Genomic DNA, 26,386 nt, shown 5'->3' on the forward strand with positions numbered 1-26,386 from the left:
GCGACACGCATTTTGCCTTTCTGAAGAACATCGAAGAAAACGACCTAATCCGCGTTACGCGTAAAGATGGACAGATCGCGACTTATCGCGTGACGCATATGGCCATTGCGCAACCGAAAGGTCCTCTTCATCGCGTTCAATGAAGGAGTGGCGCAAGCGTGGGAGAACGCCCTCATAGACAGAGCTCGTCGCCCAGCCCGGCTTAGGGGCTGTTCGGAGACGCTGCCATGCGCCTGGTCTGCATGGCCATCTCCTAGCTGGCCGACGGAACAGGGCAGCTCATGTCGCCCTCTTCGCATGACAGGTAGCCGACGCAACCCGTTGAAATGACGAGATAGGAGTTTTCAAGCGTTGCGGCCTCTTCTGGCGTTGGATCTGTCGTCTCGTGATCGGACAAGGCGCAACGACACTCAAGGCAAAAATTGTTATTGTCCGAACATGGAAGACCAGTTTTCCAGCATGCGAAGCTTCGACATTAACGGCACGCAGCTCGCTTATGTCGAGGAAGGTCAGGGGGATCCGGTCGTCTTGGTGCATGGAGGCGTGTCCGATCTGCGCACTTGGAACTATGTGGTTCCAAAACTGGGACGTCACTGGAGAGTTACTGCGTACAGCCGACGGTTCGCACGCCCGAATGTAGACATTCCTGACGGCGCGGCCGACCCGATCCAGTCCCATGTCGACGATCTGGCTGAGCTCCTTCGATCGAACATGCTGGCTCCCGCCCACCTGATCGGCCACTCTTGGGGTGGCGTCATCGTCCTAATGACTGCCATGCAACACCCCGAGCTCGTTCGTTCTCTCGTGATGATCGAGCCTCCGGTTTTGACCCTGTTTCTCGACTTTCCGGTGAGGCCGGGACAAGTCCTGTCCATGCTTGCCAGATCACCCTTCGCGGGATTTGCGATCCTGAAGCTTGGTTGGACCGTGATGGAGCCTGCCGCAAAGGCATTCCGGCGCGGCGACGACAAGGCCGCCCTCGAGATATTTGGAAGAGGTGTCCTAGGATCGTCCCGCTTCGATCGATTGAGCCCGGAGCGGTATCAACAGGTCTGGGATAACAGAAGATCCGACAAGGCTCAGATGCTTGGAGAGGGCCTTCCCCCGCTCGACGAGCACCAAGTCGCAACTGTCGGGGTGCCGACGCTGCTTCTGGTGGGATCGGAAAGCCCCCCGGCATTTCACAGAATGTCGGCACGGCTGCTCAAGCTTTTGCCCCATGCGCAGCTCCATGTCGTGGAAGGCGCGTCTCACATTGTTTACGAGGACGCGCCCGACAGATCCATCAGGGCCATCATGGATTTCCTACTGGGGCAATGACCGCAAAGGCTCGACGCGGTCGTCACTGGAACTCGGAAATTAATGGGTCCTGACCAGAGTGTCGATCTTTGGAGCGTAGAGTTTGCATCTTCCTCGAAGGACGGCCTTTGGTAGCGATCAGTGCATCAACAGCACTGGCACTCGGACCGTGGCCGAACGACAGATTGGCTAATCCCTCGTCCATCAAGCAGGAGAAGATCAAGGCGTCCCTCAACCGGCTTCGTCTCATATCTGGTTGACGATAGCGCAGGGGCCGAACATATGAAGGAACGGCCGCCGCGAAGAATGTGATTTCTGTCACTATTGCCGGCAGACGTATGACCTAGTGATGTTGCATAGCAATGCGGAGTCCCGTATGTGCAGGACATTCACTAGGACCCGGTGGAACTCCGGGTGGCTCTTCCGGCCGCCAATCCGCCGGACAACTAAATCAATACCGTCTTCCGGTACGACCCCTGCCTCTCAGGAGCCGCTGGTTTGGTTTTGTCAAATTTCGGAATTACATGACCTCTTTCTCTGCTTACCGCGCACAGTGGGTTGGCAATGTGCGCGGAGACTTGCTCTCCGGCCTTGTTGTCGCTTTGGCGCTTATCCCCGAGGCGATCGCCTTTTCCATCATCGCGGGCGTCGACCCGAAGGTCGGCCTTTACGCGTCCTTCTCCATCGCGGTCTTGATCGCCTTCGTCGGCGGCCGGCCCGGCATGATCTCGGCCGCGACTGCTGCGACAGCGGTGCTCATGGTCACGCTGGTGCGCGATCATGGCCTCGAATTCCTGCTCGCTGCCACGGTGCTTGCCGGTTTGATCCAGATCGTTGCCGGCTTCCTTAAACTGGGCTCGTTGATGCGTTTCGTCTCGCGCTCGGTCATAACCGGTTTCGTCAATGCTCTGGCGATCCTGATCTTCATGGCGCAGCTTCCCGAGCTCGTCGGTGTGCCAAGCCTGACCTATGTGATGGTCGCAGCCGGCCTGGCGATCATCTACCTGTTCCCCTACGTGACGAGGGCGATCCCTTCTCCACTTATATGCATCATCGTGCTGACGGCCGTTGCGATTTCCTTCGGCTTCGATATCCGCACGGTGGGCGATATGGGTGAATTGCCCTCCACCTTGCCGGTATTCCTCATCCCGAATATCCCGCTGAACCTCGATACCCTTCTCGTCATCCTTCCGTACTCGCTTGCGGTCGCGGTCGTCGGACTTCTGGAGTCGTTGATGACGGCCCAAATTGTCGATGACCTCACCGACACCCCGTCGGACCGCAACCAGGAATGCATCGGTCAGGGTATTGCCAATACCGCCACCGGCTTCATCGGTGGGATGGCCGGCTGCGCCATGATCGGTCAGTCGATCATCAATGTGAAGTCTGGCGGACGCGGGCGGTTATCGACCTTCGCCGCTGGCCTCTTCTTGCTCTTCATGATCCTGGTACTCGGCGATCTTGTGAGCCAGATACCCATGGCCGCACTGGTCGCAATCATGATCATGGTCTCGATCGGCACCTTCTCCTGGTCCTCAATCAAGAACCTGACGGCCCATCCGCGCTCGTCCTCAGCGGTCATGCTGGCAACCGTCGTCGGTGTTGTGCTCACGCACAATCTTGCAATTGGCGTACTCGTCGGCGTGCTTCTGTCGGGCATCTTCTTCGCTTGGAAGATCGCGCAGCTTTTCCGGATATCCTCCACCCGGAGCGAGGATGGCCGGCATCGAATCTATGTGGTGGAAGGCCAACTGTTCTTCGCTTCCGCCGAGAACTTCATGGCCGGATTCGATTTCAAGGAGGTGCTGGAGAAGGTCACGATCGATGTTGCCCGCGCACATATCTGGGATATTTCCAGTGTGGCGGCGCTCGACATGGCCGTGCTGAAATTCCGCCGTGAGGGCGCGGAGGTGGAAATTGTGGGCATGAACGAGGCGAGCGAAACCATCGTCGACCGGCTTGCGGTTCACGACAAGCCGGGCGCGCTCGACAAGTTGATGGCTCACTGACGCGAGGGAGGATTACATGACAGAAAAACTCATCGCTCTGATCGACGGCTCTATATACTCGAAGAGCATCTGCGAGAGCGCGATCTGGATCGCCAGCCGCACCGACGCGTCGATAGAACTACTCCATGTGCTGGGGCGACGCGAGACCAGCAGTTCGGACCTGTCGGGCGCGATCTCGCTCGGTGCCCGCACCGCGCTTTTGGACGAGCTTTCAGCACTCGACGAACAGCGCGCCCGACTTGCGCAGAAGCGGGGACGGGCCATTCTCGAGGACGCGGAAGCAATGATCCGGGCGGCAGGCGTGGAGAACGTGACCGCGCGGTTGCGCCACGGCGATCTTCTGGAGGCAGTCGCCGAGGTCGAGCCCGGCTCGCGTGGAATCGTGATCGGCAAGCGCGGAGAAGGTGCCGATTTCGCCAAGCTTCATCTGGGCTCCAATCTGGAATGCATCGTCCGTTCCGCGACCAAACCCGTTTTCGTGGCCGCGCGTTCCTTGAGGGCGATCAATAAGGTGCTGATCGCCTATGACGGTGGACCAAGCGTGATCAAGGCGGTGGACCATATCGCTCGTAATCCACTCTTTGCGGGGCTGGACATTCGCCTACTGACGGTAGGTGCCGAAAGCGTCGAACTGCGGCGCAGGCTCGAAGATGCGCAAGCCACGTTGAAAGCGGGAGGCCATGAGGCGTCGATCGAGATCGCTCCTGGCCAACCTGACAAGACACTGGCGGGCATTGTGGAGCGCGACGGTATAGATCTCCTGGCGATGGGCGCCTACGGCCATTCGCGCATTCGATCGATGATTATCGGATCGACCACCACCGAGATGATCAGGTCGTGCAAGGTCCCCATGGTCCTGTTTCGTTAAGGATATGGAACCGGATCCGGAATCGCTGGATGACAGGTTCCGTTCTCGGATCGAGACGGAGCTTGCGGAGCTGACCTGCCAATCCCGGGCGACGAACGCGGACCGGTCTCCCGTTGAGCTCGACCAGCAGTCGGTCGGCCGCCTATCGCGCATGGACGCCTTGCAGGTGCAAGCGATGGCGAAAGCTGTCGAACGGCGTCGTCAGGCGCGGCAGGTTGCTCTCGAACAGGCTTTACGCCGGATGCGGGTAGGCAAGTTTGGCTACTGCCTTGACTGCGGCGAGTTCGTCGGCCTGCGTCGGCTGGAGATCGATCCTGCTGCGCTCAAATGCGTGCGCTGCGCTTAAAAGGGGCTCCGGTCCTCAGACTATTCGGCGCTGGCCGAACTGGCGGAGCTTGTCTCAAACGCCTCGTTTCGGGTGAGAATGCGGCGGCTGACACCATACATAGGCGCACTGACTGCAAAGCAGTAGATGCTCATCACCTCGATCTGATGGCGTGCTGACCCCGGACAATCAGGACAGATACCGCTTGAACCAGTCTATGGTTCGATCCCAGGCAAGTTTCGCTGCTGCCTCGTCGTAACGGGGGGTAGAATCGTTGTGGAAGCCGTGGTTGGTGCCGGGGTAGATATGGGCTTCGTACACCTTGCCGTTTTCCTTCAGGGCTGCCTCGTAAGCCGGCCAGCCAGCATTGACGTTTGCGTCGTTCTCGGCGAACTGCAGCAGCAACGGCGCCTGGATCTTCTGCACGTCCTCGACCGGCACCTGACGACCATAGAAGGGGACGGCGGCAGCCAGTTCGGGATACGCGACAGACGCGGCGTTCGACACACCGCCACCGTAGCAGAAGCCGGTGATGCCAATTTTGTCGGTGGTCAAGTCGCTGATCATTAGGAACTCGATCGCCGCGAAGAAGTCGTTCATCAGCTTGGTCGGATCGACCTGTTGCTGAAGCTCTCGGCCTTTTTCGTCATTGCCGGGATAGCCGCCCACCGAAGTCAGCCCATCGGGAGCCAGCGCGACGAACCCCGCCTTGGCCACGCGGCGCGCCACATCTTCGATATAGGGGTTGAGCCCCCGGTTCTCATGCACCACCACGACGCCGGGTACGGGACCCGCGACGCCTGCGGGCCGCACCAGATAACCACGTACCTCGCCATGTCCGTTGGGCGAAGGATAGGTGATATACTCGGGCAGGATATCCGGATCGGTGAACTCCACCTGCTGAGCCAGCGCATAGTTCGGGCTCATTGAGATGAGGATGGCGGCTGCCGTCATGCCGCCAACGGCGAACTTGCCGGCACGATCGAAAAATTCACGTTTGGTGATCTTGCCGTGTGCGTAGAAGTCGTAGAGTTCCAGCAACTCCTGCGGGAAATCCTTCGCGGTCAACCGGGTCATCTTCTGTCTTTCGTCTTTGAAACCGGTGTCATCCTAGCCGATAAATCCCGGCACGGTTCTCAAAATCGCGAGAACGAGGCTGCTCAGTCGTTTGGGTCGAAATCGGTCAAGCGGCCATCGGTGGCGAAACCCGCGTTGAATTCTCACCTGGCAAGAACCGAGCACTACTCCTCGCGGCGTAAACCCAACGAAGGGATACCGCAGTGAAACGTCTTGTTCTCTCCGCTGTCACTGCCTAGATGCTGGCTACTTCGGCGATGATCGGTCAGGCCGCGCCCCTCAATGCGCTGGCCGCACCGCAGTCGGCCTATACGCAGGTCGACCATAAAAGCCGGTCGTCCGGAACGCCATGCCCAGCCACGCTTTCAGGCTGGATGGCGTTGGTCGCTACTCAGGGACGAATTGGCGATGCTGTGAAGCAGTTGGGAATTTCGCGAACGGCGCTTTTGGAAGCGACGGTGGAAATCAAAGCAATGGTGCTTGGCAACGGCTAATCCGGCTGCTCTTCATTGAAATGCCGATCCAAGCCGCGTTCCTTAAGCCCTTAATCGGAGCCGAGTTCGAAGTGTCGCACCACAACTGATATCTCAGAAGAGCATACGGCAACTTAGTCAGAACTTGTCCATTTGGCGACGACTTCGGCCGATGGCGAAGTGCGGACCTTCTGATCAGCGTCGCTACGAATGCGTATCGGCCTATGATGCACACAGATCACCGTCAGAAAATGCATCGCTCCGTCATACTCTGCAGCAATCCGGTCACCGGGCGATGGAAGAGAGACGAACGTGTACTCGCCCCAATCTTGCGACTGGTCCCGAATAGATCCTCTCTCCACCATCAACCTAGCCGCAAACGTCATCTCCCGTTCCCTCGACCGTGTTCGCGGAACGGCAAGCGCCCGCCAGCTATCATGAACGATAGCGCAGAAAACAATGTTCGCCAACAGTTCCGGTATAATGTTATGCGCTCCGCCTGGGTCACTGCGATTCTGCTATTTCGAATGGTCGTCCAGAGGCCTCGATATTCAAAACGACAACAAGATACGCAATGATCAAGACTATCTGTGAAGAGCGTGCAGTGTACAGGCGTACGTCAAGAACATTCGGAGACTAACAATGAGAGTAGTCATTTGCGGCGCTGGTCAGGTCGGCACAACAATAGCTAGGCATTTGGCAAGCGAAGGCATGAACGTCACCGTCATCGACACGGATCCGGATCTGATCCGGCGCGTTGACGAAAGCTACGACGTTCGTGGCGTGGTAGGGCACGCCTCGCATCCCAGAACCCTCCGCAAAGCAGGCGCTCGTGAAGCCGATATGCTGATCGCAGTGACCCGGTCGGACGAAGTCAATATGGTAGCCTGTCAGATGGCCTACTCGCTATTTGGAGTCAAACGGCGGATCGCAAGACTGCGACACGCTGGTTACCTTGAGCAAGACAGGTCGGGTCTCTACGCCGCCGAGCACCTTCCAATCGACATCATTATTTCTCCCGAGATCGAAATCGCGGAAGGCATTGCGCGCCGGCTCCGCACACCGGGAGCTTTCGATATGGTCCCGATGGCGAACGAACAAATCATGTTGCTAGGTATACACGCCGAGCAACCACATTCTCCGGTCGTGGGTCAGCGCCTTCTCGACATTTCGGAAGATGACCAGTTCGAGGGCATGTCGATTGTCGCAGTTGTCCGAAAGGGCCGCAGCTTTGTGCCTGATGAGCATGATCGGATCGAGGTAGGTGACGATGTTTACGTGATCGCCAAGTCAAACAGAGTGACAGAAGTGATGGTTGCCTTCGGTCACCGGGAGCGGGCGGCCAGAAAAATAGTGATTGTCGGCGCGGGGAATATTGGCCTGCACCTGGCGAAAAAAATCCGAAAGGCCTCCCCCAAAATTGATATCAAGATCATCGAGCAAGATCGCCAACGCGCAGAATATGTGTCAACCGAGCTGGGATCCGGGGTGATCGTTCTGCACGGTGATGCGCTGGACGGAGTGCTTCTCGAGGACGCTCAGGCAGGGCTTGCAGAAACCATCGTCGCAGTTACGAACGATGATGAGGCCAACATTTTCGCTTCGGTTTTGGCCAAGCGGGCCGGGTGCAAGCGCGCCATCAGCCTCGTCAATAAGCGAACCTACGAGACCCTGATCCCGACGCTTGGCATCGATGCAGTCGTGAATCCAAGTGCGGTGACAATTTCCACCGTCTTGCGACATGTTCGTCGCGGCTCCATCGCAGCCCTCTATACGTTACGTGAGGACTTTGGCGAGGTCATCGAGGCGGAGATTACCGAGCAATCGAGACTCTTACTCCGCCCGCTCGATCAACTGGGCTTGCCACGAGGAATGAAAATCGGGGCGGTTGTCAGAGATGGCGAGGTCTTGATCCCACGAAAGGATACACATTTACAGATCGGCGATCATGTAGTGGCGCTTGTCACCTATAGCTACCTCCATCTTGCCGAAGCCTTGCTCGGCACGGAGACGAAACGTGCCTGATACCCAGTTCCGTCGTCTAAACGAGCCCCTTCACGCTGCCTCAGGCTTTGGAATCCGGCCTATCCTGTTTCTCATCGGGTGGGTGCAAATAGCGACGGCTGGAATGATGATGTTCCCGATGCTCGTCGATATCTACTGTGGAAGCCCCGCCTGGCAGGCCTTCGCGGTCGCATCTGTTCTTTCCGCAAGCATTGGAGCCTCACTCACATTCAAAAACCGCAACTCACTGAGGGCAGGGCTGACGCTGCGGCAAGCGTTCATGCTGACCCCGCTGAGTTGGTTCAGCGTTGCCGCGGTCAGCGCGATGCCGTTCTTCTTCTCCGATTATGGCATCGTCAGCCACAGCTTGGCTAATTCCGTGTTTGAGGCGGTGTCCGGAATAACGACCACCGGTGCCACAGTGATCGCGGGTCTGGACGATGCACCGCCCGGATTGTTGCTTTGGCGCGCCATTCTTCAATGGATGGGAGGTATCGGGATCATCGCAACCGCAATTGCGATCCTTCCCGCCCTGGGCATCGGTGGAATGCAGCTTTTTCGTACGGAGTCATCCGACCGCTCTGAAAAGGCAATGCCGCGGGTCCGTCAGATCGCGAAGACCATCGGTACAATCTATCTGGGCCTGACGCTGCTCGCTACGCTCACCTATTGGCTTGCCGGGATGCGGTTGTTCGACGCGGTGACGCATGCGTTGACCTCCATTTCAACTGGCGGCTATTCCACGTCGGACGACTCTTTCGGAGCTTGGGAAGCGAATGGCATCCAGTGGTTCGCAACGGCCTTCATGCTCGCGGGAAGCATCCCATTTGTACTCTATGTCCGCCTCGTCGCTGGCGACCATATGGCGCTCTGGGATCGTCAGGTCAGAACCATGCTGACATTCCTGGCGCTGGTGATTCTGCTGATTGGATTATGGCTTGCGCTTTCAGGTCAGTACGCGATTGAACCCGCCTTCCGTCATGCCGCGTTCAACGTGGTGTCGGTTGTAACTACGACCGGTTATGCCACCGTGGACTACACTGCGTGGGGCAACGTAGCGATAGGTATTTTCTTCGGTCTTACCTTCATTGGAGGCTGCACCGGCTCTACCTCGGGCGGGATCAAGATATTCCGCTTCGAAGTCATGGCTGTGATGCTGAAGGCGCACTTCATGCGCCTTCTTTTCCCGCGGGGTGTTTTTCCGCGTTCCTATGCGGGACGCCTATTGGACGACGAGATAATCGGCTCCGTCGTCGCATTCTTCGCAGTATTTTTCATGTGTTATTTGGTCCTCACCATCGGATTGATGGCCTTCGGCCTTGATTTTTTGACCAGCACCTCAGGCGCCGCAACTGCCTTGGCTAACGTTGGACCGGGTTTGGGTGATATCATCGGCCCCGCCGGCAATTTTTCTTCCTTGCCTGATGGCGCAAAATGGCTCCTGTCTTTCGGGATGCTTTTCGGGCGTCTTGAGCTCTTTACGGTTCTGGTGCTGTTTGTTCCGCGATTCTGGCGAAGTTAGTGCGCCCCAGCATGCCCGGCAAAGCCAGAACCTGGCCCGCGCTGTGGGGCTGGTTACGAGATCGGCCGATCGCCCGGCCTGCCGCTCCCCGTTTCTTCTGTGGCCGTCGCCGCTTTCGACCGGAAGCGTTGTCTGACTAACCGGCTCGCCAACGTCCAACTACGATGGGACCATGGAGATTGCTGCCGTGGCGCATGGCCCAGGCCACTTCGGATTGGATGGAGTTCCCTCTCGCTGGGTGCGCCTTGCCTTACCGCTCGTGGTCAGTGGTCTCCTTAACAAGCAGGCAGCCGCTGAGTTGGGGATTAGCGAGGTCACGCTCCAAATTCATAGAAGGAATGTCATGCAGAAAATGGTGGCGGCGTCACTCGCCGATCTCGTGCGCATCGCGGAACGATTGGAAATACCAATCAATTTACGGTCAAGCTGCATCGCGGGAATGTCATGCGCAAAATGGAGGCCGCTTCCATCGGTGAGTTGATCCGGGCATGGGAAACGCTGCCCGCTCCGATGCGTGACGCCATTGCAGCTTAATACAGGGATACGCAATTAGCTACGCCTGCCCGAATAGTATTCGAAGAACGTGCCCGCATTGAGTGACTGCTGGTCGCGATCATGCGCAGCTCGCACCCCGGTGATCACCACCGCATGTTGGGTTCAACCCATCTGCGCGTCGATATTCCCACCTCCCTACGCATTTCTCTCAGGCTCATTGTCTTCCTTCCAACCTACCGCCTCAAGCACCACATCGACATCGCGAACGAAACTCATCCACGCCGGATCGCCATCGTATTTGGTGTCTTCGGGTAGGCCATGGCGTCGGCACAAAGCGCGGGCGGCCAGTTCTCGGGGATCTTGGGGGTTGCTCACCATCCCCGATCTAACTCCCATCCTCCACAATTCGCAACTGGACGCCTGACCATCTTCCCAACGCCAGCAATATGATCTCCTGGTCAAGCGGGTTCTTGCTCTGTCTCGTTGCAATCATCATGGTGATTCATCTGTGGGGACGGCATGAAGATCGGGTCTGGGCGAAATACTCAGGCTGGTCATCTTCGAATTCCGCCGCCTTGTTCTTTCTGACTAGCGGCGAGCGGTTCATCGCCTTGGCACGACCATAAAATCGGGCGCTGGCTATCTCTTTGACGAGTTTCGTCATTGCGGTGTTCGGATTTACGATTTTCGGCGGCATCCTAAGCCACATTAACAACGAACGTCATACCGCCACACCTGCATCGCTGGTGGCGCAACATTTGCCGATACATTCGCCGGCTATCCACCGATCGACGGAATGAATTGAGAGCTGAATCCTGCCGAGCAGGTTGACGAAGAGAAGCGACTTAGCAGTATAGGGGCCTACCCTTACCCTCGATCGTTCACGAGCTTATCTATGAAATCAGTGGAGGTCCGAGGGCTTCCAATCTTTAAGGTCAGGTCTTACGACGTGCTGAACTGACCTTATGCGACGCGCCCGCTTGGGCGCGAATGGCTTGCCGGCTCCCCTTCTCCTGTTCGGGAAGCTCCCTTGAATGCCGGTCTTCTTTATCGGAAAATGTCCGCAGATCCGTACCAGCGGGGCTCTGGAACACTTGGAGGTCGAACTCCGGCAGTATTGCCAGGAGATGATCGAATATGTCGGCTTGAATGCCCTCGTAGTCTGCCCAGGCGATCGTGTTGGTGAAGCAATAGATCTCCAGCGGCAAGCCTTCGGGCCCTGGCTGCAATTGACGGACCATCGTGGTCATGCCGTGATGTATACCCGGATGGCTCGAAAGATAGTTCTGAACATAGGCACGGAACGTACCGATATTGGTGGAGCGTCGCGTGTTCGCGGGCACCTTGGCGCGCTCTCCGAGCGCTTCGTTCCATTGGGCGAGTTCCTCACACTTGTTTTCGAGATAGTCGCTCAGCAGGCCAACGGCACCGAGGCGCTCCAATTCCTCCCCATGAAGGAAACGAATGCTGCTCTGATCGAGATAAAGCGCTCGCTTGATGCGGCGACCTCCTGCTTCCTGCATGCCGCGCCAGTTCTTGAAGGGGTCGGTGACCAGCTTGCGGATTGGGACCGTAGTGATCGTCTTATCGAAGTTCTGCACCTTCACCGTATGTAGGGCGATCTCGATGACGTCGCCATCGGCGTTCTGGCCGGGCATCTCGATCCAGTCGCCCACACGCACCATGTCGGTCGAGGAAATCTGGATGCCGGCGACCAGCGACAGCAGCGTATCCTGAAAGACCAAGATGAGAACTGCGGCCATCGCGCCAAGACCGGAAAGCAGGATGAGTGGCGAACGGTCGATCAGCGTCGCGATCATCAGCAGCGCGGCAATGACATAGACCACGATCTTAACGACCTGGATATAGCCCTTGATCGGTTTCAGCCGCGCTTCCGGCCGTCGATGGTAGAGCGTTTCGACAATGTTGAAGGCCGCACCGATCGCCATCGCCACCGTCAGGATCATGAAGGCGCTGGCAACGTTCTGGACGACGCTGACAAGGAACACCGGAAGGCCAGGCACCAGCGGGATACCAGCATAGATCACCAAGGCCGGCATGATATTCGACAAGCGTTCGACAAAACCTTGGCGACGCAACTCCGGATCGCGGCCATAGGCTGTAAAGGCGAGCACGCGGTTCAGGCCACGTAGTAGCAGGGCCTTGACGACATAGTTTGCAAACAGCGCGGCAAGCAACAGCAGGACCAGCGTGATCGCCATCGCGATGAGCGGATGAAGATCGATACCAGCCACGAACTTCGTCATATCCATGCGATCTGCCTCGAATTACGCCGGGTGAAGGGCCTTACGATGTTTTCGTCGTCAACCCCGTGTTCGCTTCAGGCTGCAGCAGGTTCGTCGCCCGCTTTCTGGATCTGCTCAAGGCTGGCTGTAATCTGCTGCACGCGCTTGTTGATCGCTGCCGCACCCTCCGATGCCCGGCCCAGTTCACGCAACAGCTTGGTAACGTCGCTATCGGCAATTTCCGAGGGGCCACTTCCGTGGCCAGCAAGCAGCCATGACGGACTGACGCCGAGAAGGCCCGCCATCATCGCCAGCCGATTGCCGCGAGGCTCATCCCGATCGCATTCCCAGGCATTCCAGCTTGCCGTCATGACACCCAGGCGGCGCGCCGCCTGTGCGATGGAGAGGTTCGCGGCTTCCCTGGCCAGTGAAATTCGTCCGCCCAGCGTATCGTCATGCGCTGGGTTACATTCATTCTTGTGAGTAGGAATGGTCCTGTCCTCCTTGATTGTAATGTGAGCCGAGCTTGCCCGGGTATCCGGCGCATAGACGCCGATGGCGGCGGATGGCCGCCATCGGCTATTTGCTATTTTGAGGCCGCGCTTGCGGCCTTCATCCAGCCATCGACGAGATCGCCATGCGCCTCGATCCACTCGCTCGCGTGGCGCTGGATATCTTCGGTCTTGCCTTCGCCGTCATTCATCTTGGCATTCTGTGCGAAGATGTCCTCGATCGGGATCGATACTTCCTCAAGCAGCGCCTTGGTCGCCGGATTGTCCTTCAGGAAGGCCGAGTTGGCGACCGGACGGATATCGTTGGCCGGGAACCCCAGCTTGCACGGATCCTCGACACAGCCGGGGACGCCGGGAAGCGTGGCGGCATCCTCGAGACTTTTCTGAGCCTCAGGCAGGTCGACCTTCGGAACCTCGATCCACATCACGTCCTTGCCGGGCTTCAGCGTGTTGACAGTCCAGTTGGGCGTCCAGGTGTAGAACAGGATCGGGGTGCCCTGCTGATAGGCGGCGACCGCGTCGGCCATCGAAGCGGCGTAGCTTGCCTTGATCGGGTTCACGTCGTCGCGCAGCCCATAGGCATCGAGGTGATGCTCGATGGTGATCTCGCATCCCCATCCCGGAGGGCAGGCAACCAGATCGGCCTTGCCGTCGCCATCACGGTCGAACGCCTTCTTCACGTCATCACGCTTGAAGTCGTCCAGCGTTTTGATGCCATATTTCTCGACCGAGGCCTTGTCGACGAGATAGCCCTCAAGCGCGCCTCCCTTGGCGACGTAGCCGACGAGTTCGGCGCCTTTGGAATAGGTGCTCTCGTAAGAGTTATGCAGTGGGAACCAGCCATTGACCCAAAGGTCGAGGTCGCCTTGGGCGACGGCCTGATAGAAGGGCGGATTGTCGAGCGTGGTCGGGCCCTCGACTTTATAGCCGAGCTTCTCCAGAAGCTGCTTGTAGATCTCGGCGTGAAACCAGCCTGTATCCCAGGTGGCCTGGCCCATCTTGATCGTGGTGCCGGTGCCCGGACCTTCTTCGGCATAGGATGCGACAGGCGCCGCCATCATTACACTCGCCGACAAAGCGAGCGCGAAGAGCCGTGGCAAATTGTTCATGAATTGTCTCCTTGTCTTCTTCTTGCGTTCCCGGAAGGGAACATGGGAACCGCGCAGGACGCGGCCGGGAAGGTTTGCTCAACCTGCCCTTTCGGTGGTCGCTGTCGGCGCGCCGCGCCGGAGCGAGAACAGAGATTTTACGGTCGCGAACAGGGAAGGGGGGCGCATTGCGCGCTTTTCGCCCAGAGCCTGGCTGATGCGGTCGAGGATGATGGCGATCAGCACGATGCCGACGCCGCCTGCTGTCGCATTGCCGACGTCGAGCCGGCCAAGGCCGGTGAACACCGTCAGCCCGAGCCCGCCGGCGCCGATGAGGGCGGTAATGACCACCATCGACAGCGCCAGCATCAATGTTTGGTTGAGCCCGGCCATGATCGTGCGCATGGCCAAGGGAAACTGCACTTCAACGAGCGTTTGCCAGGCTGTCGCACCGAACGAGACGGCGGCCTCGGTCAGATCCTCCCGCACGTTGCGGATGCCGAGGTCAGTAAGGCGTACGATCGGAGGCAGGGCAAAGATGATGGTAGCGATGATGCCGGGTACCACGCCGACACCGAACAGCATCACGATAGGCACCAGATAGACGAAAGATGGAATCGTCTGCATGATATCGAGGATCGGCCGCAATACCGCCCGGAATGTATCACTCTGCGATGCGAGCACGCCAAGCGGTATGCCGATTATGACACAAAAGAAGACTGCCGTAACCACCATGGCGAGCGTAGTCATCGTTTCCGGCCAAAGACCGATCAGATCTATGAAGCAGAGCGCGGCAAGCGTGAAGATGGCCACGCCCCGGCCCGCGGTGCGCCAGGCGATCAAGGATAGCGCCGCTGTGAACACAACCATGGGCAGGCCGTTCAGGAAGCCCGACAATCCGTTCAAAACCTGCGTCACCGGCCATTGCAGCGAACGGAAGAAGGGACGGAAGTTCGGCACCAGCCAGTCGCGGACGAACAGATTGACCCAATCGTCGAAGGGAATGGAGAAGAAATCGGATGGGCTAAACATGGATCAGGTTCTCCCATCGGAAAGCTGGGCAAAGACCGCTCCCGGCGAAACGATCCCGGTCGGTCGTCCAGAACCTTCGCCGCCCTCAGTCAAAGCGATGGGCAATCCCTTCTCTGCCAGAACGTAGAGATCGTAGAGGTGGGTCTGCGGTGCGGCTGTCGGGAAGTCGCTGGAAACCACGTCAATCAATGCGCCGCCATTACGCAGTGCAGCACTCACGGCGCGGTAGGTCACCAACCCCACAAACTTGTCGTCCTTCACGACATGCATGGCGTCGACACCGAGTTCGTCCATGCACCTGATTGCCGACGGAACATCGGCGCCGTCCAGGTCAAGCGCCTGAACCGGTCGAGCGATACTCTGCGCCGTGAACACCAGCGATCGGTCAATATCCTTGGTAAAGGCGGATACGTAGTCGTCAGCTGGGTTGCCGACGATCTCTTCCGCGGTGCCTGTCTGCACGACAGCGCCGTTGCGCATGATGGCGATGGTGCTGCCTAGCGTCAGCGCTTCTTTCAGGTCGTGGGTGATGAAGACGATGGTCTTCTTCAGCGACCGCTGCAGTTCGAGCAGTTCCTGCTGCATGTCGCTCCGGATCAACGGATCAAGCGCGCTGAACGGCTCGTCCATGAGCAGTATCTCCGGCTCAGACGCCAGTCCGCGCGCCAGCCCGACACGCTGCTGCATACCGCCCGACAATTCATCCGGGTAGCTGTCGGCGCGTGCGCCAAGTCCAACCTGATCGAGCGCTGCCTGCGCACGCTCACGCCGCCCGGCAGCATCGATGCCCTTGATCTTGAGACCGAACGCGACGTTGTCAACGACCGTCTTATGCGGGAACAAGGCGAAATGTTGGAACACCATGGCGACTTTGTCGCGCCGTACCTGGCGAAGCTCGTCCTTTGAGCAAGAGGCGACATCGATGCCGTCGATCAGGATTTCTCCCGCACTCGGCTTGATAAGCCCGTTGATCATTCTGACCAGAGTGGACTTGCCGGAACCGGAGAGCCCCATGACGACAAAGATTTTGCCCTCGGGTACCTGGAAGCTGACATTGTTGACGCCGACAGTCTGTCCGGTCTCTTCGTAGATCCAGTCTTTCCCCTTGCCAGCCTTGAGAAATTCCAGCGCTTCGGTGGGTTGTGTTCCAAAGATTTTGTATAGGTTATTGCCAATAATTTTAGAAGACATGATCCTCGGAAAGTATATCAATTGAAAATGACGCGTATTACCAGAGCATACATTAGAAATCGTATGTTGGAGATACGCGCAGGACATGATCGAGTGTCATGTCTGTGATTGGGGATCACGATGGGAGTACGCTGCTGCCCCTTACGTTGCAGGGCTTATAAAGACATAAAACTCTCAGAGCAACCCGGACGGCTCAAAATACCGCAATCCTGAGTTGCTAGCTTGGAATGGAGGTAGGCCGAAGGCCTGCCCACTCCTTATCGGGTAGGGCGGAATAGTGGAGACTGCGAAGAGAATTGTCATCGTGGAGAACGATTTGCTGGTACTCTTGAAGCGCACCAGCGCTTGGGTTAGCTGGCGGCGGTCCTTACGATCGCCTGTGTCACGGTTCTGGAGAACACTACACGCGTCCGTGCCGACAAATGCCCCGCCAGCAATGGGTCGCTGCCGGCGGTGGTCGCGACTTGGGCTTGCGCCTCTTGTCTGATTCTGGGTCGGAAGTCGGCGAATTTCCGTTACGATGCGTCAAAATGGCCTGCCGCAGTGCAAATTGGGGCTTGTCAATGCGCCATGCGTCGACAAGATTGCGCGCTTCCGCCGCCTAAGGGCCGGCGCATATGGAATGGGCCTGTGAAGGAACCATGACGGGAGCTGCCAAAGAATGATCGGGCTCGTGCTTGTAACGCACGGTCAACTGGCCACCGAGTTTCGCCATGCGGTGGAGCATGTCGTGGGACCCCAGGAGGACTTTGAGATTGTCGCCATAGGCGACGACGACATGGAACAGCGCCGCCGCGATATCGTCGCGGCCGTCGCGAAAGCCGACACCGGCGCCGGCGTCATCGTGCTCACGGACATGTTCGGCGGAACGCCCTCGAACCTCGCCATCTCGGTGATGGAATCGGGCCGCGTCGAGGTCATCGCCGGCATGAACCTGCCCATGCTGATCAAGCTTGCAAGCGTTCGAAAGGGCGACGACATGGCCGTCGCATTGGAGGAAGCGCAGGTGGCCGGACGCAAATATATCACCGTCGCCAGTCAACTGCTGAGCAGCAAATGAGCGTGGACACCTCCAACCAGGACCAGATCGTACGGGACTTCCGCATCGTAAACCAGCGTGGGCTGCATGCGCACGCTTCCGCGAAGTTCGGTCTTACTCTGCTTGGCCTGCTGTGTGGCGCCTCGATCAGCCGTGAGGGGTCTGACGGTACAAGTCGGCGGGTCAAGGATGCTCCAGGTGGCCCGCTGAGGCGGCATGGCGCAGGCGCGGGGTCTGATCCTCGCCGGCTCAGCCGCAAGCGTCGCCGTCGCTTGATGCGAGGGAAGTGGGAGACGATCTCATGCCAATCATCAGCTACCGAAACGTTTGCGACGGGACTACGTTTGACCCACCGAGCTTAGCGGCATGCCCGCCGGCTCTATCTTCAATGAATTTAACGGCGGCCGCGATGCCATTTTCCTGTCGGATAGCGGCGCCCAGTGTGGCCGCGCGCTCGCGCATCTGCGGATCGTCCATTGCCACGATCGCCTCCGCTACGCTTTCGGCCGATAAGGCCTTACGATCGAGTGGAGGCGGTCCGACGCCGAGATCTGCAACACGCCGTCCCCAGAAAGGCTGGTCGCCGAAGAACGGACAAATAGCAGTGGGCTTGCCCGCGCGGAGCGACGCCCCCGTCGTTCCTGCACCGCCATGATGGATCGTCGCCCCGACATTAGGAAACAGCAGGTCGTGCGGCGCTCCAGCTATGATGTGGACGTTGGCCGGAGTGCTCTCCGCCGCCCCGAGCGCCCCGCCACCGCTCGCCAGCAATCCACGCTTGCCCGCTCTCGCAAGGGCTTCGATGATAATTGCCGTTGTTTTCTGCGGATCGAGCCCGGGCATGCTGCCAAAGCCGACATAAATCGGTGCTTCACCGGCATCGAGAAATGACGCAAGGGCATCAGATGGTCGCCAATTCTCGTTGTCGAGGAACCAGTAGCCGCTGACCAGCACAGTGTTGTCCCAATCCAATGGAACAGGGACAACATGGGGGCTATAGGCATAGAGAGTGCCCGAGGGCGTGGGAGCCCGACGGGGACGCGCAGAAAGACCCAGTGAGGCCTCCCGCCAGTCGCGGATCAGCTTTCCGAACAGGAACTCCGCGCCCCTGATGACCAAGGCATGGCTTGCACGGTTGAGCGGGCCCATAGTCGCGAACGGCAGCATCGGACTAGGGAAGGCTGAGGTTGGCGTAAAGCCGGGCAGGGGCGACGCAAGAATGAACGGTCGTGCTAGGGCTTCGGCCATATGCGGGGACGCAATTGATTTCGGGTGGGAGACGATGACATTGGGTGCGAACGCCTTCACGGCTGCCCACTCCTCCTCCAGCAGGCGCCGCATCAGCGGGCGCACGTGCTTCAGGAGCTTGAGGCCGGCGCTGAAGCCTCGACCGCCCGCGATCGCAGCCTTCCCTTCCGGTGTGTCCATCAGCGCCAGAAACTCGCCCGGAAGCGGCGCAAAGGCGATGCCGCGCTCGCGAACCATAGCATCGAACTGAACGGGTGCCGCGATCTGTACCTCGTGTCCTTGGCTGATCAGTCCGAGCGCCAGTGCGATGTAGGGTTGGACATCGCCTCTAGTGCCGAGCGTTTGAATGGCCACACGCATCTTGGTTCTCCGGGCCATGAGCCGCATTAACCGCTGTGGGAGATTTTCTACCGGCCATAGGCCTCTTGAGGGAGTGCTATCGCGGGGAACTTTCTCTGCGGTCTGAGAATCTTAGAACGATGTAGCCCGCCAGACCAGCGATCAGAGATCCGGCCAGAATCCCGAATTTAACGCGATCCTGCATCGCAGGATCATCAAACGCCAGGAGGCCGATGAACAGGCTCATCGTGAAGCCGATTCCACATAGAAGGGCAACACCCAGCGTCTGGCCCCAGCTTGCGGCGGCAGGGAGATCGGCAAGGCCCGCCTTGACCAGAAGCACGACGGTGCCGAACACGCCGACCAGTTTACCAACGACCAGTCCAGCCACAACGCCGAGCGTCAGCGGTTCAAGTAGCACGGCAGGGGTGACGCCCGCAAAGGAAACGCCGGCATTGGCAAAGCCGAAGATCGGGACGATCAGAAAGGCGACCGGCTTTTGTAGAGCGTGTTCGAGTTGGTGTAGTGGCGAGATCGAGGGCGAAGCCTCTGGCGTGCCAGGTGTGAGGCGGATCGGGACGGTCAGCGCCAGGATCACTCCGGCAAGCGTGGCGTGAATACCGGAGCGCAAAACCAATACCCAGAGCACGGCTCCCAGTATGAGATAGACCCAAAGGCGCATCACCCCGAGCCTGTTCAACGTGATCAGACCGGCAACGATCAAGGCAGCGCCGCCGAGAGCGACAAAGTTCAGATCGGCGGTATAAAACAGGGCGATGACGATGACGGCCCCGAGATCGTCAATGATTGCGAGCGCGGCGAGGAAGATTTTCAAGGAAGCAGGAACGCGTGGCCCGAGCAGGGACAGAACGCCGAGAGCAAAGGCGATATCGGTTGCGGTCGGAATTGCCCATCCTCGCAGGGCGGCCGGGTCGCCAAGATTGAAGACGACATAGATCAGGGCAGGCACGGCCATGCCGCCGGCAGCGGCAGCGCCGGGAAGCACTCTTCGGCTCCAACTGGACAATTGCCCGTCCAGCATCTCCCTTTTGATCTCAAGCCCGACCAGCAGGAAGAACACGGCCATCAGTGCGTCGTTGATCCAGTGCTGTACGCTCAACGGGCCGATATAGGCGTGGAGAGCAGCGAAGTAGCTACCGGCGACGGGCGAATTTGCGGTGAGGATGGCGAGCAATGCCACGGCCATGAGAACGAGGCCGCCAGAGGCTTCATTGTCGAGAAATTGCCGGAGCGTGGAATTCATGCGGCCCCGGGTCGGGCCGATAGGCTGATTTGAAGCCATAGGTCTGCGTCCTCTTGCAAGAGTTTTTCTTTTCTCCGTATTAGGGTGAGGCCCTGGCACACGCAGCACACGCCATGATTTGCGTATTTTATCCAAGACTTCGGCGAATGCCAGTAAAACCGGTGGACTGCTGCTGCCGAAAACGAGGCTTCGTAAAACTCCGCAGACCGTGTGGAAACTCGTCTTGGGGTTCCCGTTCGGAAGTCGTCGCGTTAGATTTTGCCCATGGCGCATATTTAGGGAGCGGACCGCTCGCAGATGCTGCTTCTGCCGGAAGCGATGGAAGACTATGTCGGGCCTGACAATCCGGTGTGGTTTGTCGACGCCTTTGCTGATGAACCGGACCTGGCGAAGGCGGGTTTTGCGCGGGTGCAGCCGAAGGAAACAGGTCGGCCGGGCTATGATCCCGGCGACTCTTGAAGCTCTCCATCGATGGCTATTTGAACCGGGTCCGTTCGAGACGGCGACTGGAGGTCGAGGCGCATCGCAACATCGAGGTGATCTGGCTGGCTGTCGCGCCACCTGAAGCCGGACCTCAGACGATCGCCTATTCCGCCGGATGCATCACGCCGCCTTCCGGCAGGTGTCCCGGGAGTTTGTCGTTCTTTGCCGACCAACTCGACCTGCTCGGCCGGGAACTGCTGGCGGTGGAGCCGCATCGACCACCACTGAGATGATCAGGTCGTGCAAGGTGCCCATGGTCCTGTTTCGTTAAGGATATGGAACCGGACCCGGAATCGCTGGATGACACGTTCCGTTCTCGGATCGAGACGGAGCTTGCGGAGCTGACCTGCCAATCCCGGGCTACGAACGCGGACCGGTCTCCCGTTGAGCTCGACCAGCAGTCGGTCGGCCGCCTATCGCGTATGGACGCCTTGCAGGTGCAAGCGATGGCGAAAGCTCTCGAACGGCGTCGTCAGGCGCGTCAGGTTAGCGCGTTGGTGACCGGACGGTCCCCTCGGAGGACTTGAGTAACCGCGCGACGAGCTCTGCTTGTACCGGCTGGTTCCATGATCTACAAGCAGCTTCTGGAGAAGCTCGACTATAAGGTCGAGGGCCCAACCACGCTAGACAACCCGCTGTTCTATCAGGCCGTCGCCCAGGGCGATCTCGATTTTTGGGTGGACGGTTCGTTCCCGCGACAGCAAGGCGGACCTGGTAGCATGTCCTCCGGGCTGGGGCTGCGAGATCACCATCGAACACCACCTCGATGCCTATGGGCTTCGCGATCACGTGAACCCGATCAAGACCAGCTACCCGGCATCGATGGCCGATGCGGTCGCTGCCCACCAGCAGGGCACGCCGATCCTGTTCTACACCTGGACGCCCAACTGGACCGTCAACACGCTGAAGCCCGGCAAGGACGTGATGTGGATCGAGGTTCCGAAGGTGGATCTGCCTGAGGACCAGAAGAGCCTTGAGAGCGCCGTGACGCTTCCAGGGGTCCCCGGCTGTGTCGAGAATCCATGCAAGCTCGGCTTCCCGGCCAACGATATTCGTCCGGTCGCCAATTCGGCCCTCCTCAAGGACAATCCTGCGGCCAAGGTTCTGCTCGAGGAAGTATCGATCCCGATCGAGGACATCTTCGCCCAGAATGCCAAGATGAATGACGGCGAAGGCAAGACCGAAGATATCCAGGGTCATGCCGACGAATGGATCAAGGCAAATAGTGACATCGTGACAGATTGGCTCGAAGCCGCACAAAAAGCAGCTGAGTGATATGTTGCGCCATGGCGGGGGTTGCCGCCGCTTCGCCATGGCGCGACAGTAGGAGATTCACCAACAACCGAAGGAGACAAGCTATGTTTACCCAAAACGAAAATAACGACGTAGCATCCGACGACACGATCGGTGGACGAATATCTCTTGCACGCTCGGCTTCACATTTGACCATGGCCCAGGCAGCACGTCGACTTGGTGTGCAAACGTCTACTTGGCACGCATGGGAATGCGACCGCTCCAGCCCTCGCTCCAACCGGCTGGCCATGATGGCCGGTGTTTTGGGTGTAAGCCCTTCTTGGCTGCTGACCGGCCTGGGTTCCGGGCCTGTGGACCGGAACGTCAAGGACGATTCCGAATCGCTTCTTCAGAAATTGCGCAGCGCGTCAGCGAACGCCGTTATCTCGCAGCAGAGGGTGGAAGGTCTCTTGCTGCAATTGGAGGAAAGCCGAGATCAAGATAAGGGTCACGCTGCCGCATAATCCCGATTACACGCCGGCAGTCTCAACGTTCAATCGATCAGCCTCCGGGATACCCGTCTAGCCATAGATTTGCCATTATGGCTAAACGCTGAAATAATATTGCTTGCCAATAGGCTGGAGGAATTGCGTTTGGATTGGCCTCTAAACGGAACGTGAAAAGGAAGAATATATGGCAACCGACAGTGATACAGACTACGAAGTCGGGCAAGACAATATCACCGTAATGGGGCTCGATATCCACAATCCGGTCTTTTTCATCTCCGGTGGGGTCATTGTCCTGTTCGTTTTCCTGTCGGCATTGTTCCAGCAACCTGCCGCCGAGTTCTTTGGGTGGCTCAGACCTGCGGCCACGAGCTCATTCGATTGGTTTCTAGCCATCGCGGCCAACATTTTTGTTTTGTTCTGCGTCGCCCTGATTTTCACCCCATTCGGCAAGATCCGACTGGGTGGCAAGGACGCTAAGCCTGATTTCTCCTATACTGGTTGGTTTGCTATGCTGTTTGCAGCTGGCATGGGCATTGGGCTGATGTTCTACGGCGTATCCGAGCCGGTTTCGCACTACACGGCAGCTTTTGCCTCCAATGCAGGCGCTGCTGGCAGTTGGGCACCCCTTGCAGGAGCGGCAGGAGATACAGAAGCGGCACGGCGCCTTGGCATGGCCGCCACGATCTTCCATTGGGGATTACATCCGTGGGCGATTTATGCGGTTGTTGGGCTCGCACTTGCCTTCTTTGCCTACAATCGTGGACTGCCCCTCACAATTCGTTCGGCATTTTATCCGCTGCTTGGCGAGCGGGTATGGGGATGGCCTGGGCATATTATCGATACGCTTGCTGTGTTTGCGACCTTGTTTGGTTTGGCAACGTCACTCGGGATCGGTGCCGAGCAGGCGAATGCCGGTCTCAATCATCTTTTCGGGATTCCGGTTTCCGAGACCTCTAAGGTTCTGCTCATTATCGGCATTACCGGAGTTGCCCTGTTTTCTGTTGTCGCTGGTCTCGAGGCGGGCGTAAAGCGGCTGAGCGAGATCAACATGGCGCTCGCGGCGCTTCTTTTGGTTTTCGTCATCATCATGGGGCCGACGCTCGCGATCATCACCGGCTTTTTCGAATACCTAACCGCCTATGTGACGCATCTGCCGGCGCTCGCTAATCCGATCGGACGTACCGACAAGAACTTCTTTGACGGTTGGACAGCTTTCTATTGGGCATGGTGGATTTCCTGGTCGCCATTTGTCGGCATGTTCATTGCGCGTGTTTCGAAGGGGCGCACGGTCCGCGAGTTCCTGATCTGCGTTCTACTCATACCGTCCTTAGTCTGCATTTTGTGGATGACTGCATTTGGCGGAGCAGCGTTGGATCAGGTCATCAATCAAGGCACCACCGCAGTTGCAGATGCAGCGTTGGAGCTCCAGCTCTTCATCATGCTGGAAGGCCTACCGCTTGCTGCAATCACCTCGGTTCTCGGCATCGTCCTTGTCATCGTATTCTTCGTCACGTCCTCGGATTCCGGTTCGCTGGTGATTGATACGATTACGGCTGGCGGAAAGGTGGACGCTCCCGTTCCCCAGCGCGTATTTTGGGCTATTTTCGAAGGGCTGGTCGCTATTGTTCTCTTGCTTGCCGGGGGGCTGGGTGCATTGCAAGGAGCAGCCATCACCACCGGCATCCCCTTTGCACTTGTGCTGCTTGCGATGTGCGTTTCACTCTGGAAGGGATTGAGCGCCGAGCATCGCGCCAACGCAACAGCAGTGAACTGACCCTGGATCACATGCTAACCACCGTTGCGTCGCAGCTAGCAAAGCCATGACACGGCGACAAGAGCCAATGCCGGGTTCGGATGGTCCTGGAACTCCGGCAATGGTTCCGGGTCTGGGATCATTTGACTGACACACACAATAAAACTCAAAATGACGGCGCCCGATCCGCACAGGAATTGCTGGCGCGCGATTCTACCGGTGCAGCCCTGCGCAACATCATAGATATAAAGAGAATTCGTTGGATACCTTAAAAGAGTTTCTTATCCAAAACCCTTGGGTCGGCTCACTCCTGGCGATGTGCACCTTGGTGCTGGCGGCACTTTTTGCCAATTACGGGGTGAAGGTATTATTGCTGCGTGTTCTCAATCGCCTTGTTGGCTGCACTGCCTACGGACGTGACCCGGAACTGCGACGGTTCGGTGTTATTGAGCGACTCGCCTCCAGCAGCCCGGGCCGCAGACCATCGTCAAGAAGTCCGTCCGACGTGCCCTGATCTACGAGAAATTCGGGGAAGCGGTATCCATCCTCGATAAGTGACGTGGCGTCGTAGGTTCGCCACGAGGTTTCGTCCGTCCCGAGATATTTCTCGAAGGCCGGTCTCGACCAGCCGGCGGTGCTAGGCTGGGTGATCGGCGCGAACGCTGAGCAACTCTTGAAACGCTGTAGGTTTTTCAAGGCAATCGTCAATGCGCTTGACAGCCACTTCGATCGGTGTAACCTGCAAATAGACCGATTGGTCTAATTGCAGGAGAGACGCGATGCGAGTTGCTAAAGACGACATCGATATCAGGATGAACATCCCAGGAGCGGTGATCCGACAACGCCGAAACTTCGGGGACGTGAGCGGCTATGGCAGGATAAGTGGCGAGTATTTTAACCTCGCCAAGGGTGTCGACACGACACCCTTGTTTCAGGGTCTCGAAGGCAATCTGTGTCAATGCCCCCATTGGGGCTTCGTGTTGAATGGCAGGATCACCACCACAGATGCCTCCGGCAAGCAGGAGACAGTGGCAGCCGATGACCTCTTCTACTGGCCGCCGGGCCACAATGTGCGGGTCGATGAGGACGCCAGCATTGTTATGTTCAGCCCGGAGCACGAGCACAGCCAAGTGATCGACCACATGATCAGGAAAACCGGGGGCTAGACTCTTGCCTCAACGCCCTGCGAGAATGTCCCGCCGGGCGCTGGAGGTTCACTCGTTGAAATGACGCACGCAACGAAGCAACGCCTGATCGATGCTGGGCTGCGGATGCTCCTCGAACAGGGCTACAACAGTCTCGGCATCCAGGCAGTACTGGATGCCACAAACACGCCAAAGGGATCCTTCTACCACCACTTCAAGGACAAGGAGGATTTCGCACTGAATGTGGTCAACGTCTATGTTTCCGACGTCCACACTGGACTTGATGAATGCGTGCAGGATCGGACTCGTACCCCCCTCGATCGGGTGCGGCACTTTTTCGAGCTGACTCAACAAAGCTACGAGAAGGACGGCTATATGGGCTGTCTGATGGGCGGTCTCGGGCAAGAATTATCGGGTGTCAGCGAGGTGTTCAGGGCTAAGATCGAATGGTGCTTCTCCTCGATCGCCGAGCGTCTCGCGCTCTGTCTAGCGGAGGCAAAGCAGCAGGGAGACATTCCAGCAAGCTGCGACATTCGACAGATGGCGAACCTGCTGGTTGACTGTTGGGAGGGGGCCGCGCTGCGAAGCCGGCTCCGGCGCAGTCCAGCACCACTCACCACTATGCTTGATTTTTACCTGCGCTCGGTGACGGCTCCGAGCGTGGAGCGGCCTCGCCGTCACAGGAGCCCACGAACAGCCGCTTAGGGTCACCAACGCTGGTGAGATCAATGTCCAGCTTCGGAGAGGAGAATCGGTCCAGGGAAGGGCAGCACTGGGTTCGGCCAAGACGTTCATCGCGGTTGTCACCGATGGCCGGAACAGGTCGGGAGTGACCTTGTTGCAGGGATCGGGCTTTGACGTTTAGAGAAGCGGTCACCACCAGACAGGACTGCCCGAATGCCGCACAAGTTCAATGACCTGCGTCGCCATGTGTTCCCCAAACAGCGCTACCGGGTTACGAACTGGGCGGAATACAATGAGGCCCTTCGCCGTCGTGGGGATCTGACGATCTGGTTCGAGGATGGCGTTGCCGATTTGTGGTCCGCGCCGCGCCGCATGACGCGGGGCGGTCATGGCCGGCCCCCCTGAGGTGGTCCGGGTTTAATGTTAGTGCATGACGGGTCTTGGCGCTACGGCCGGTGTGGCCGGCGAAGCTGGTCCGGGTTGCGCAGCCGGCCACAGGATAGCTTCCGGTGCGGGCGGTTTATAGCCCAGCGATGAATGTGGTCGCA

25 protein-coding genes, 6 pseudogenes and 1 other annotated feature are annotated in these 26,386 nt (G+C 58.4%); of the genes and pseudogenes, 21 read left to right on the top strand and 10 right to left on the bottom strand.

Translation table 11 applies throughout. From position 1 onward, the window contains the following. Positions 1–20: 20 nt before the first annotated feature. From ACX3P0_RS17080 to ACX3P0_RS17100, 5 genes are all read left to right on the top strand, one after another. Positions 21–143 carry a hypothetical protein gene (locus tag ACX3P0_RS17080; protein WP_459090334.1) on the top strand — a complete coding sequence of 41 codons (123 nt, stop codon included), beginning with the start codon at positions 21–23 and terminating at the stop codon, positions 141–143. A gap of 208 nt (positions 144–351) precedes the next feature. Then, on the top strand, positions 352–1,320 hold the full coding sequence (locus tag ACX3P0_RS17085; protein ID WP_459090275.1) for an alpha/beta fold hydrolase: 969 nt from the start codon (positions 352–354) through the stop codon (positions 1,318–1,320). Between the two features lie 371 nt (positions 1,321–1,691). Continuing rightward, positions 1,692–1,747 (top strand) — a sequence feature (sul1 is cis-regulatory element that is thought to sense ions involved in sulfur or methionine metabolism; They are found in Alphaproteobacteria). A gap of 76 nt (positions 1,748–1,823) precedes the next feature. Then, on the top strand, positions 1,824–3,308 hold the full coding sequence (locus ACX3P0_RS17090) for a SulP family inorganic anion transporter (protein WP_459090277.1): 1,485 nt from the start codon (positions 1,824–1,826) through the stop codon (positions 3,306–3,308). 16 nt (positions 3,309–3,324) lie between these two features. Beyond that, a complete protein-coding gene (locus ACX3P0_RS17095) occupies positions 3,325–4,176 on the top strand; it encodes a universal stress protein (RefSeq protein WP_459090279.1) in 852 nt (283 codons plus the stop codon). A gap of 4 nt (positions 4,177–4,180) precedes the next feature. After that, a complete protein-coding gene (locus tag ACX3P0_RS17100; protein WP_459090281.1) occupies positions 4,181–4,522 on the top strand; it encodes a TraR/DksA family transcriptional regulator in 342 nt (113 codons plus the stop codon). A 168-nt stretch (positions 4,523–4,690) separates the two neighbouring features. Here ACX3P0_RS17100 and yghX read toward each other — a convergent pair whose 3' ends face one another. After that, on the bottom strand, positions 4,691–5,578 hold the full coding sequence (gene yghX, locus ACX3P0_RS17105) for a YghX family hydrolase (protein ID WP_459090283.1): 888 nt from the start codon (positions 5,576–5,578) through the stop codon (positions 4,691–4,693). Positions 5,579–5,817: 239 nt separating this feature from the next. Here yghX and ACX3P0_RS17110 point away from each other — a divergent pair, with 239 nt between their 5' ends. The 5 genes and pseudogenes from ACX3P0_RS17110 to ACX3P0_RS17130 all read left to right on the top strand — a co-directional run. Next, on the top strand, positions 5,818–6,072 hold the full coding sequence (locus ACX3P0_RS17110; RefSeq protein ID WP_459090285.1) for a hypothetical protein: 255 nt from the start codon (positions 5,818–5,820) through the stop codon (positions 6,070–6,072). Positions 6,073–6,693: 621 nt separating this feature from the next. After that, positions 6,694–8,076: a Trk system potassium transporter TrkA gene (trkA, locus tag ACX3P0_RS17115; RefSeq protein ID WP_459090287.1), complete on the top strand. Its 1,383-nt coding sequence runs from the start codon at positions 6,694–6,696 to the stop codon at positions 8,074–8,076. Next, positions 8,069–9,577: a TrkH family potassium uptake protein gene (locus tag ACX3P0_RS17120; protein ID WP_459090289.1), complete on the top strand. Its 1,509-nt coding sequence runs from the start codon at positions 8,069–8,071 to the stop codon at positions 9,575–9,577. The genes trkA and ACX3P0_RS17120 overlap by 8 nt, the downstream gene beginning before the upstream one ends. A 241-nt stretch (positions 9,578–9,818) precedes the next feature. Further along, positions 9,819–9,989, top strand: a pseudogene (locus tag ACX3P0_RS17125) (LuxR C-terminal-related transcriptional regulator); the annotation flags it as partial. Further along, positions 9,986–10,111 (top strand): annotated as a pseudogene (locus ACX3P0_RS17130) (LuxR C-terminal-related transcriptional regulator); the annotation flags it as partial. The pseudogenes ACX3P0_RS17125 and ACX3P0_RS17130, both read left to right, overlap by 4 nt. 896 nt (positions 10,112–11,007) lie before the next feature. On the opposite strand, the gene ACX3P0_RS17135 reads toward ACX3P0_RS17130, so the two are convergent. The 5 genes from ACX3P0_RS17135 to ACX3P0_RS17155 form a co-directional block, all read right to left on the bottom strand. Then, positions 11,008–12,339 carry a mechanosensitive ion channel family protein gene (locus tag ACX3P0_RS17135; protein WP_459090336.1) on the bottom strand — a complete coding sequence of 444 codons (1,332 nt, stop codon included), beginning with the start codon at positions 12,337–12,339 and terminating at the stop codon, positions 11,008–11,010. A 74-nt stretch (positions 12,340–12,413) separates the two neighbouring features. Then, the gene (locus tag ACX3P0_RS17140; protein WP_459090291.1) at positions 12,414–12,971 is read right to left on the bottom strand and encodes a helix-turn-helix domain-containing protein; all 558 of its coding nucleotides are present in this window, start codon (positions 12,969–12,971) and stop codon (positions 12,414–12,416) included. Further along, entirely contained in the window at positions 12,905–13,939 is a 1,035-nt protein-coding gene (gene proX / locus ACX3P0_RS17145) for a glycine betaine/L-proline ABC transporter substrate-binding protein ProX (protein WP_459090293.1), read from the bottom strand. Before proX ends, ACX3P0_RS17140 begins: the two co-directional genes overlap by 67 nt. Positions 13,940–14,017: 78 nt before the next feature. After that, positions 14,018–14,950, bottom strand: coding sequence for an ABC transporter permease (locus ACX3P0_RS17150; RefSeq protein WP_459090295.1), 933 nt, complete (start codon positions 14,948–14,950; stop codon positions 14,018–14,020). A gap of 3 nt (positions 14,951–14,953) precedes the next feature. Further along, on the bottom strand, positions 14,954–16,228 hold the full coding sequence (locus ACX3P0_RS17155; RefSeq protein ID WP_459090297.1) for a quaternary amine ABC transporter ATP-binding protein: 1,275 nt from the start codon (positions 16,226–16,228) through the stop codon (positions 14,954–14,956). A 574-nt stretch (positions 16,229–16,802) separates the two neighbouring features. Between ACX3P0_RS17155 and ACX3P0_RS17160 the strand changes: the two genes are divergently transcribed. Both ACX3P0_RS17160 and ACX3P0_RS17165 read left to right on the top strand, forming a co-directional pair. Next, positions 16,803–17,201 carry a PTS sugar transporter subunit IIA gene (locus ACX3P0_RS17160; RefSeq protein WP_459090299.1) on the top strand — a complete coding sequence of 133 codons (399 nt, stop codon included), beginning with the start codon at positions 16,803–16,805 and terminating at the stop codon, positions 17,199–17,201. Positions 17,202–17,275: 74 nt separating this feature from the next. After that, positions 17,276–17,453 (top strand): annotated as a pseudogene (locus ACX3P0_RS17165) (chloride channel protein); the annotation flags it as partial. 42 nt (positions 17,454–17,495) lie between these two features. Here the strand turns inward: ACX3P0_RS17165 and ACX3P0_RS17170 are convergent. Both ACX3P0_RS17170 and nhaA read right to left on the bottom strand, forming a co-directional pair. After that, entirely contained in the window at positions 17,496–18,788 is a 1,293-nt protein-coding gene (locus ACX3P0_RS17170) for a glycosyltransferase (protein WP_459090301.1), read from the bottom strand. A 76-nt stretch (positions 18,789–18,864) separates the two neighbouring features. Then, positions 18,865–20,070 (bottom strand): Na+/H+ antiporter NhaA, encoded by a 1,206-nt coding sequence (gene nhaA / locus ACX3P0_RS17175; protein WP_459090303.1) that lies wholly within the window; start codon positions 20,068–20,070, stop codon positions 18,865–18,867. Positions 20,071–20,328: 258 nt separating this feature from the next. On the opposite strand from nhaA, the gene ACX3P0_RS17180 reads away from it, so the two are divergent. The 6 genes and pseudogenes from ACX3P0_RS17180 to ACX3P0_RS17205 all read left to right on the top strand — a co-directional run bounded on the left by ACX3P0_RS17180 (position 20,329) and on the right by ACX3P0_RS17205 (position 24,030). Then, the gene (locus tag ACX3P0_RS17180) at positions 20,329–20,490 is read left to right on the top strand and encodes a hypothetical protein (RefSeq protein ID WP_459090305.1); all 162 of its coding nucleotides are present in this window, start codon (positions 20,329–20,331) and stop codon (positions 20,488–20,490) included. After that, complete coding sequence (locus tag ACX3P0_RS17185; protein ID WP_459090307.1) at positions 20,487–20,747, top strand: hypothetical protein; 261 nt, start codon at positions 20,487–20,489, stop codon at positions 20,745–20,747. Before ACX3P0_RS17180 ends, ACX3P0_RS17185 begins: the two co-directional genes overlap by 4 nt. Before the next feature lie 333 nt (positions 20,748–21,080). Then, positions 21,081–21,150: pseudogene (locus tag ACX3P0_RS17190) on the top strand (hypothetical protein); the annotation flags it as partial. Positions 21,151–21,264: 114 nt separating this feature from the next. Further along, entirely contained in the window at positions 21,265–21,789 is a 525-nt protein-coding gene (locus ACX3P0_RS17195; RefSeq protein ID WP_459090338.1) for a glycine betaine ABC transporter substrate-binding protein, read from the top strand. An 83-nt stretch (positions 21,790–21,872) separates the two neighbouring features. Further along, positions 21,873–22,271, top strand: coding sequence for a helix-turn-helix domain-containing protein (locus ACX3P0_RS17200; RefSeq protein WP_459090309.1), 399 nt, complete (start codon positions 21,873–21,875; stop codon positions 22,269–22,271). Between the two features lie 169 nt (positions 22,272–22,440). Beyond that, on the top strand, positions 22,441–24,030 hold the full coding sequence (locus tag ACX3P0_RS17205; protein ID WP_459090311.1) for a BCCT family transporter: 1,590 nt from the start codon (positions 22,441–22,443) through the stop codon (positions 24,028–24,030). Between the two features lie 438 nt (positions 24,031–24,468). Here the strand turns inward: ACX3P0_RS17205 and ACX3P0_RS17210 are convergent. Beyond that, positions 24,469–24,720: pseudogene (locus tag ACX3P0_RS17210) on the bottom strand (alpha/beta hydrolase-fold protein); the annotation flags it as partial. Between the two features lie 68 nt (positions 24,721–24,788). Here ACX3P0_RS17210 and ACX3P0_RS17215 point away from each other — a divergent pair. The 3 genes from ACX3P0_RS17215 (at position 24,789) to ACX3P0_RS17225 (ending at position 26,243) form a co-directional block, all read left to right on the top strand. After that, positions 24,789–25,175: a cupin domain-containing protein gene (locus ACX3P0_RS17215; RefSeq protein WP_459090313.1), complete on the top strand. Its 387-nt coding sequence runs from the start codon at positions 24,789–24,791 to the stop codon at positions 25,173–25,175. A gap of 60 nt (positions 25,176–25,235) precedes the next feature. Beyond that, a complete protein-coding gene (locus ACX3P0_RS17220) occupies positions 25,236–25,859 on the top strand; it encodes a TetR/AcrR family transcriptional regulator (RefSeq protein WP_459090315.1) in 624 nt (207 codons plus the stop codon). A 192-nt stretch (positions 25,860–26,051) separates the two neighbouring features. Beyond that, positions 26,052–26,243 (top strand): hypothetical protein, encoded by a 192-nt coding sequence (locus tag ACX3P0_RS17225; protein WP_459090317.1) that lies wholly within the window; start codon positions 26,052–26,054, stop codon positions 26,241–26,243. Positions 26,244–26,261: 18 nt separating this feature from the next. Here the strand turns inward: ACX3P0_RS17225 and ACX3P0_RS17230 are convergent. Then, positions 26,262–26,386, bottom strand: a pseudogene (locus ACX3P0_RS17230) (IS3 family transposase); the annotation flags it as partial.

The organism is Mesorhizobium sp. A556 (assembly GCF_054489545.1).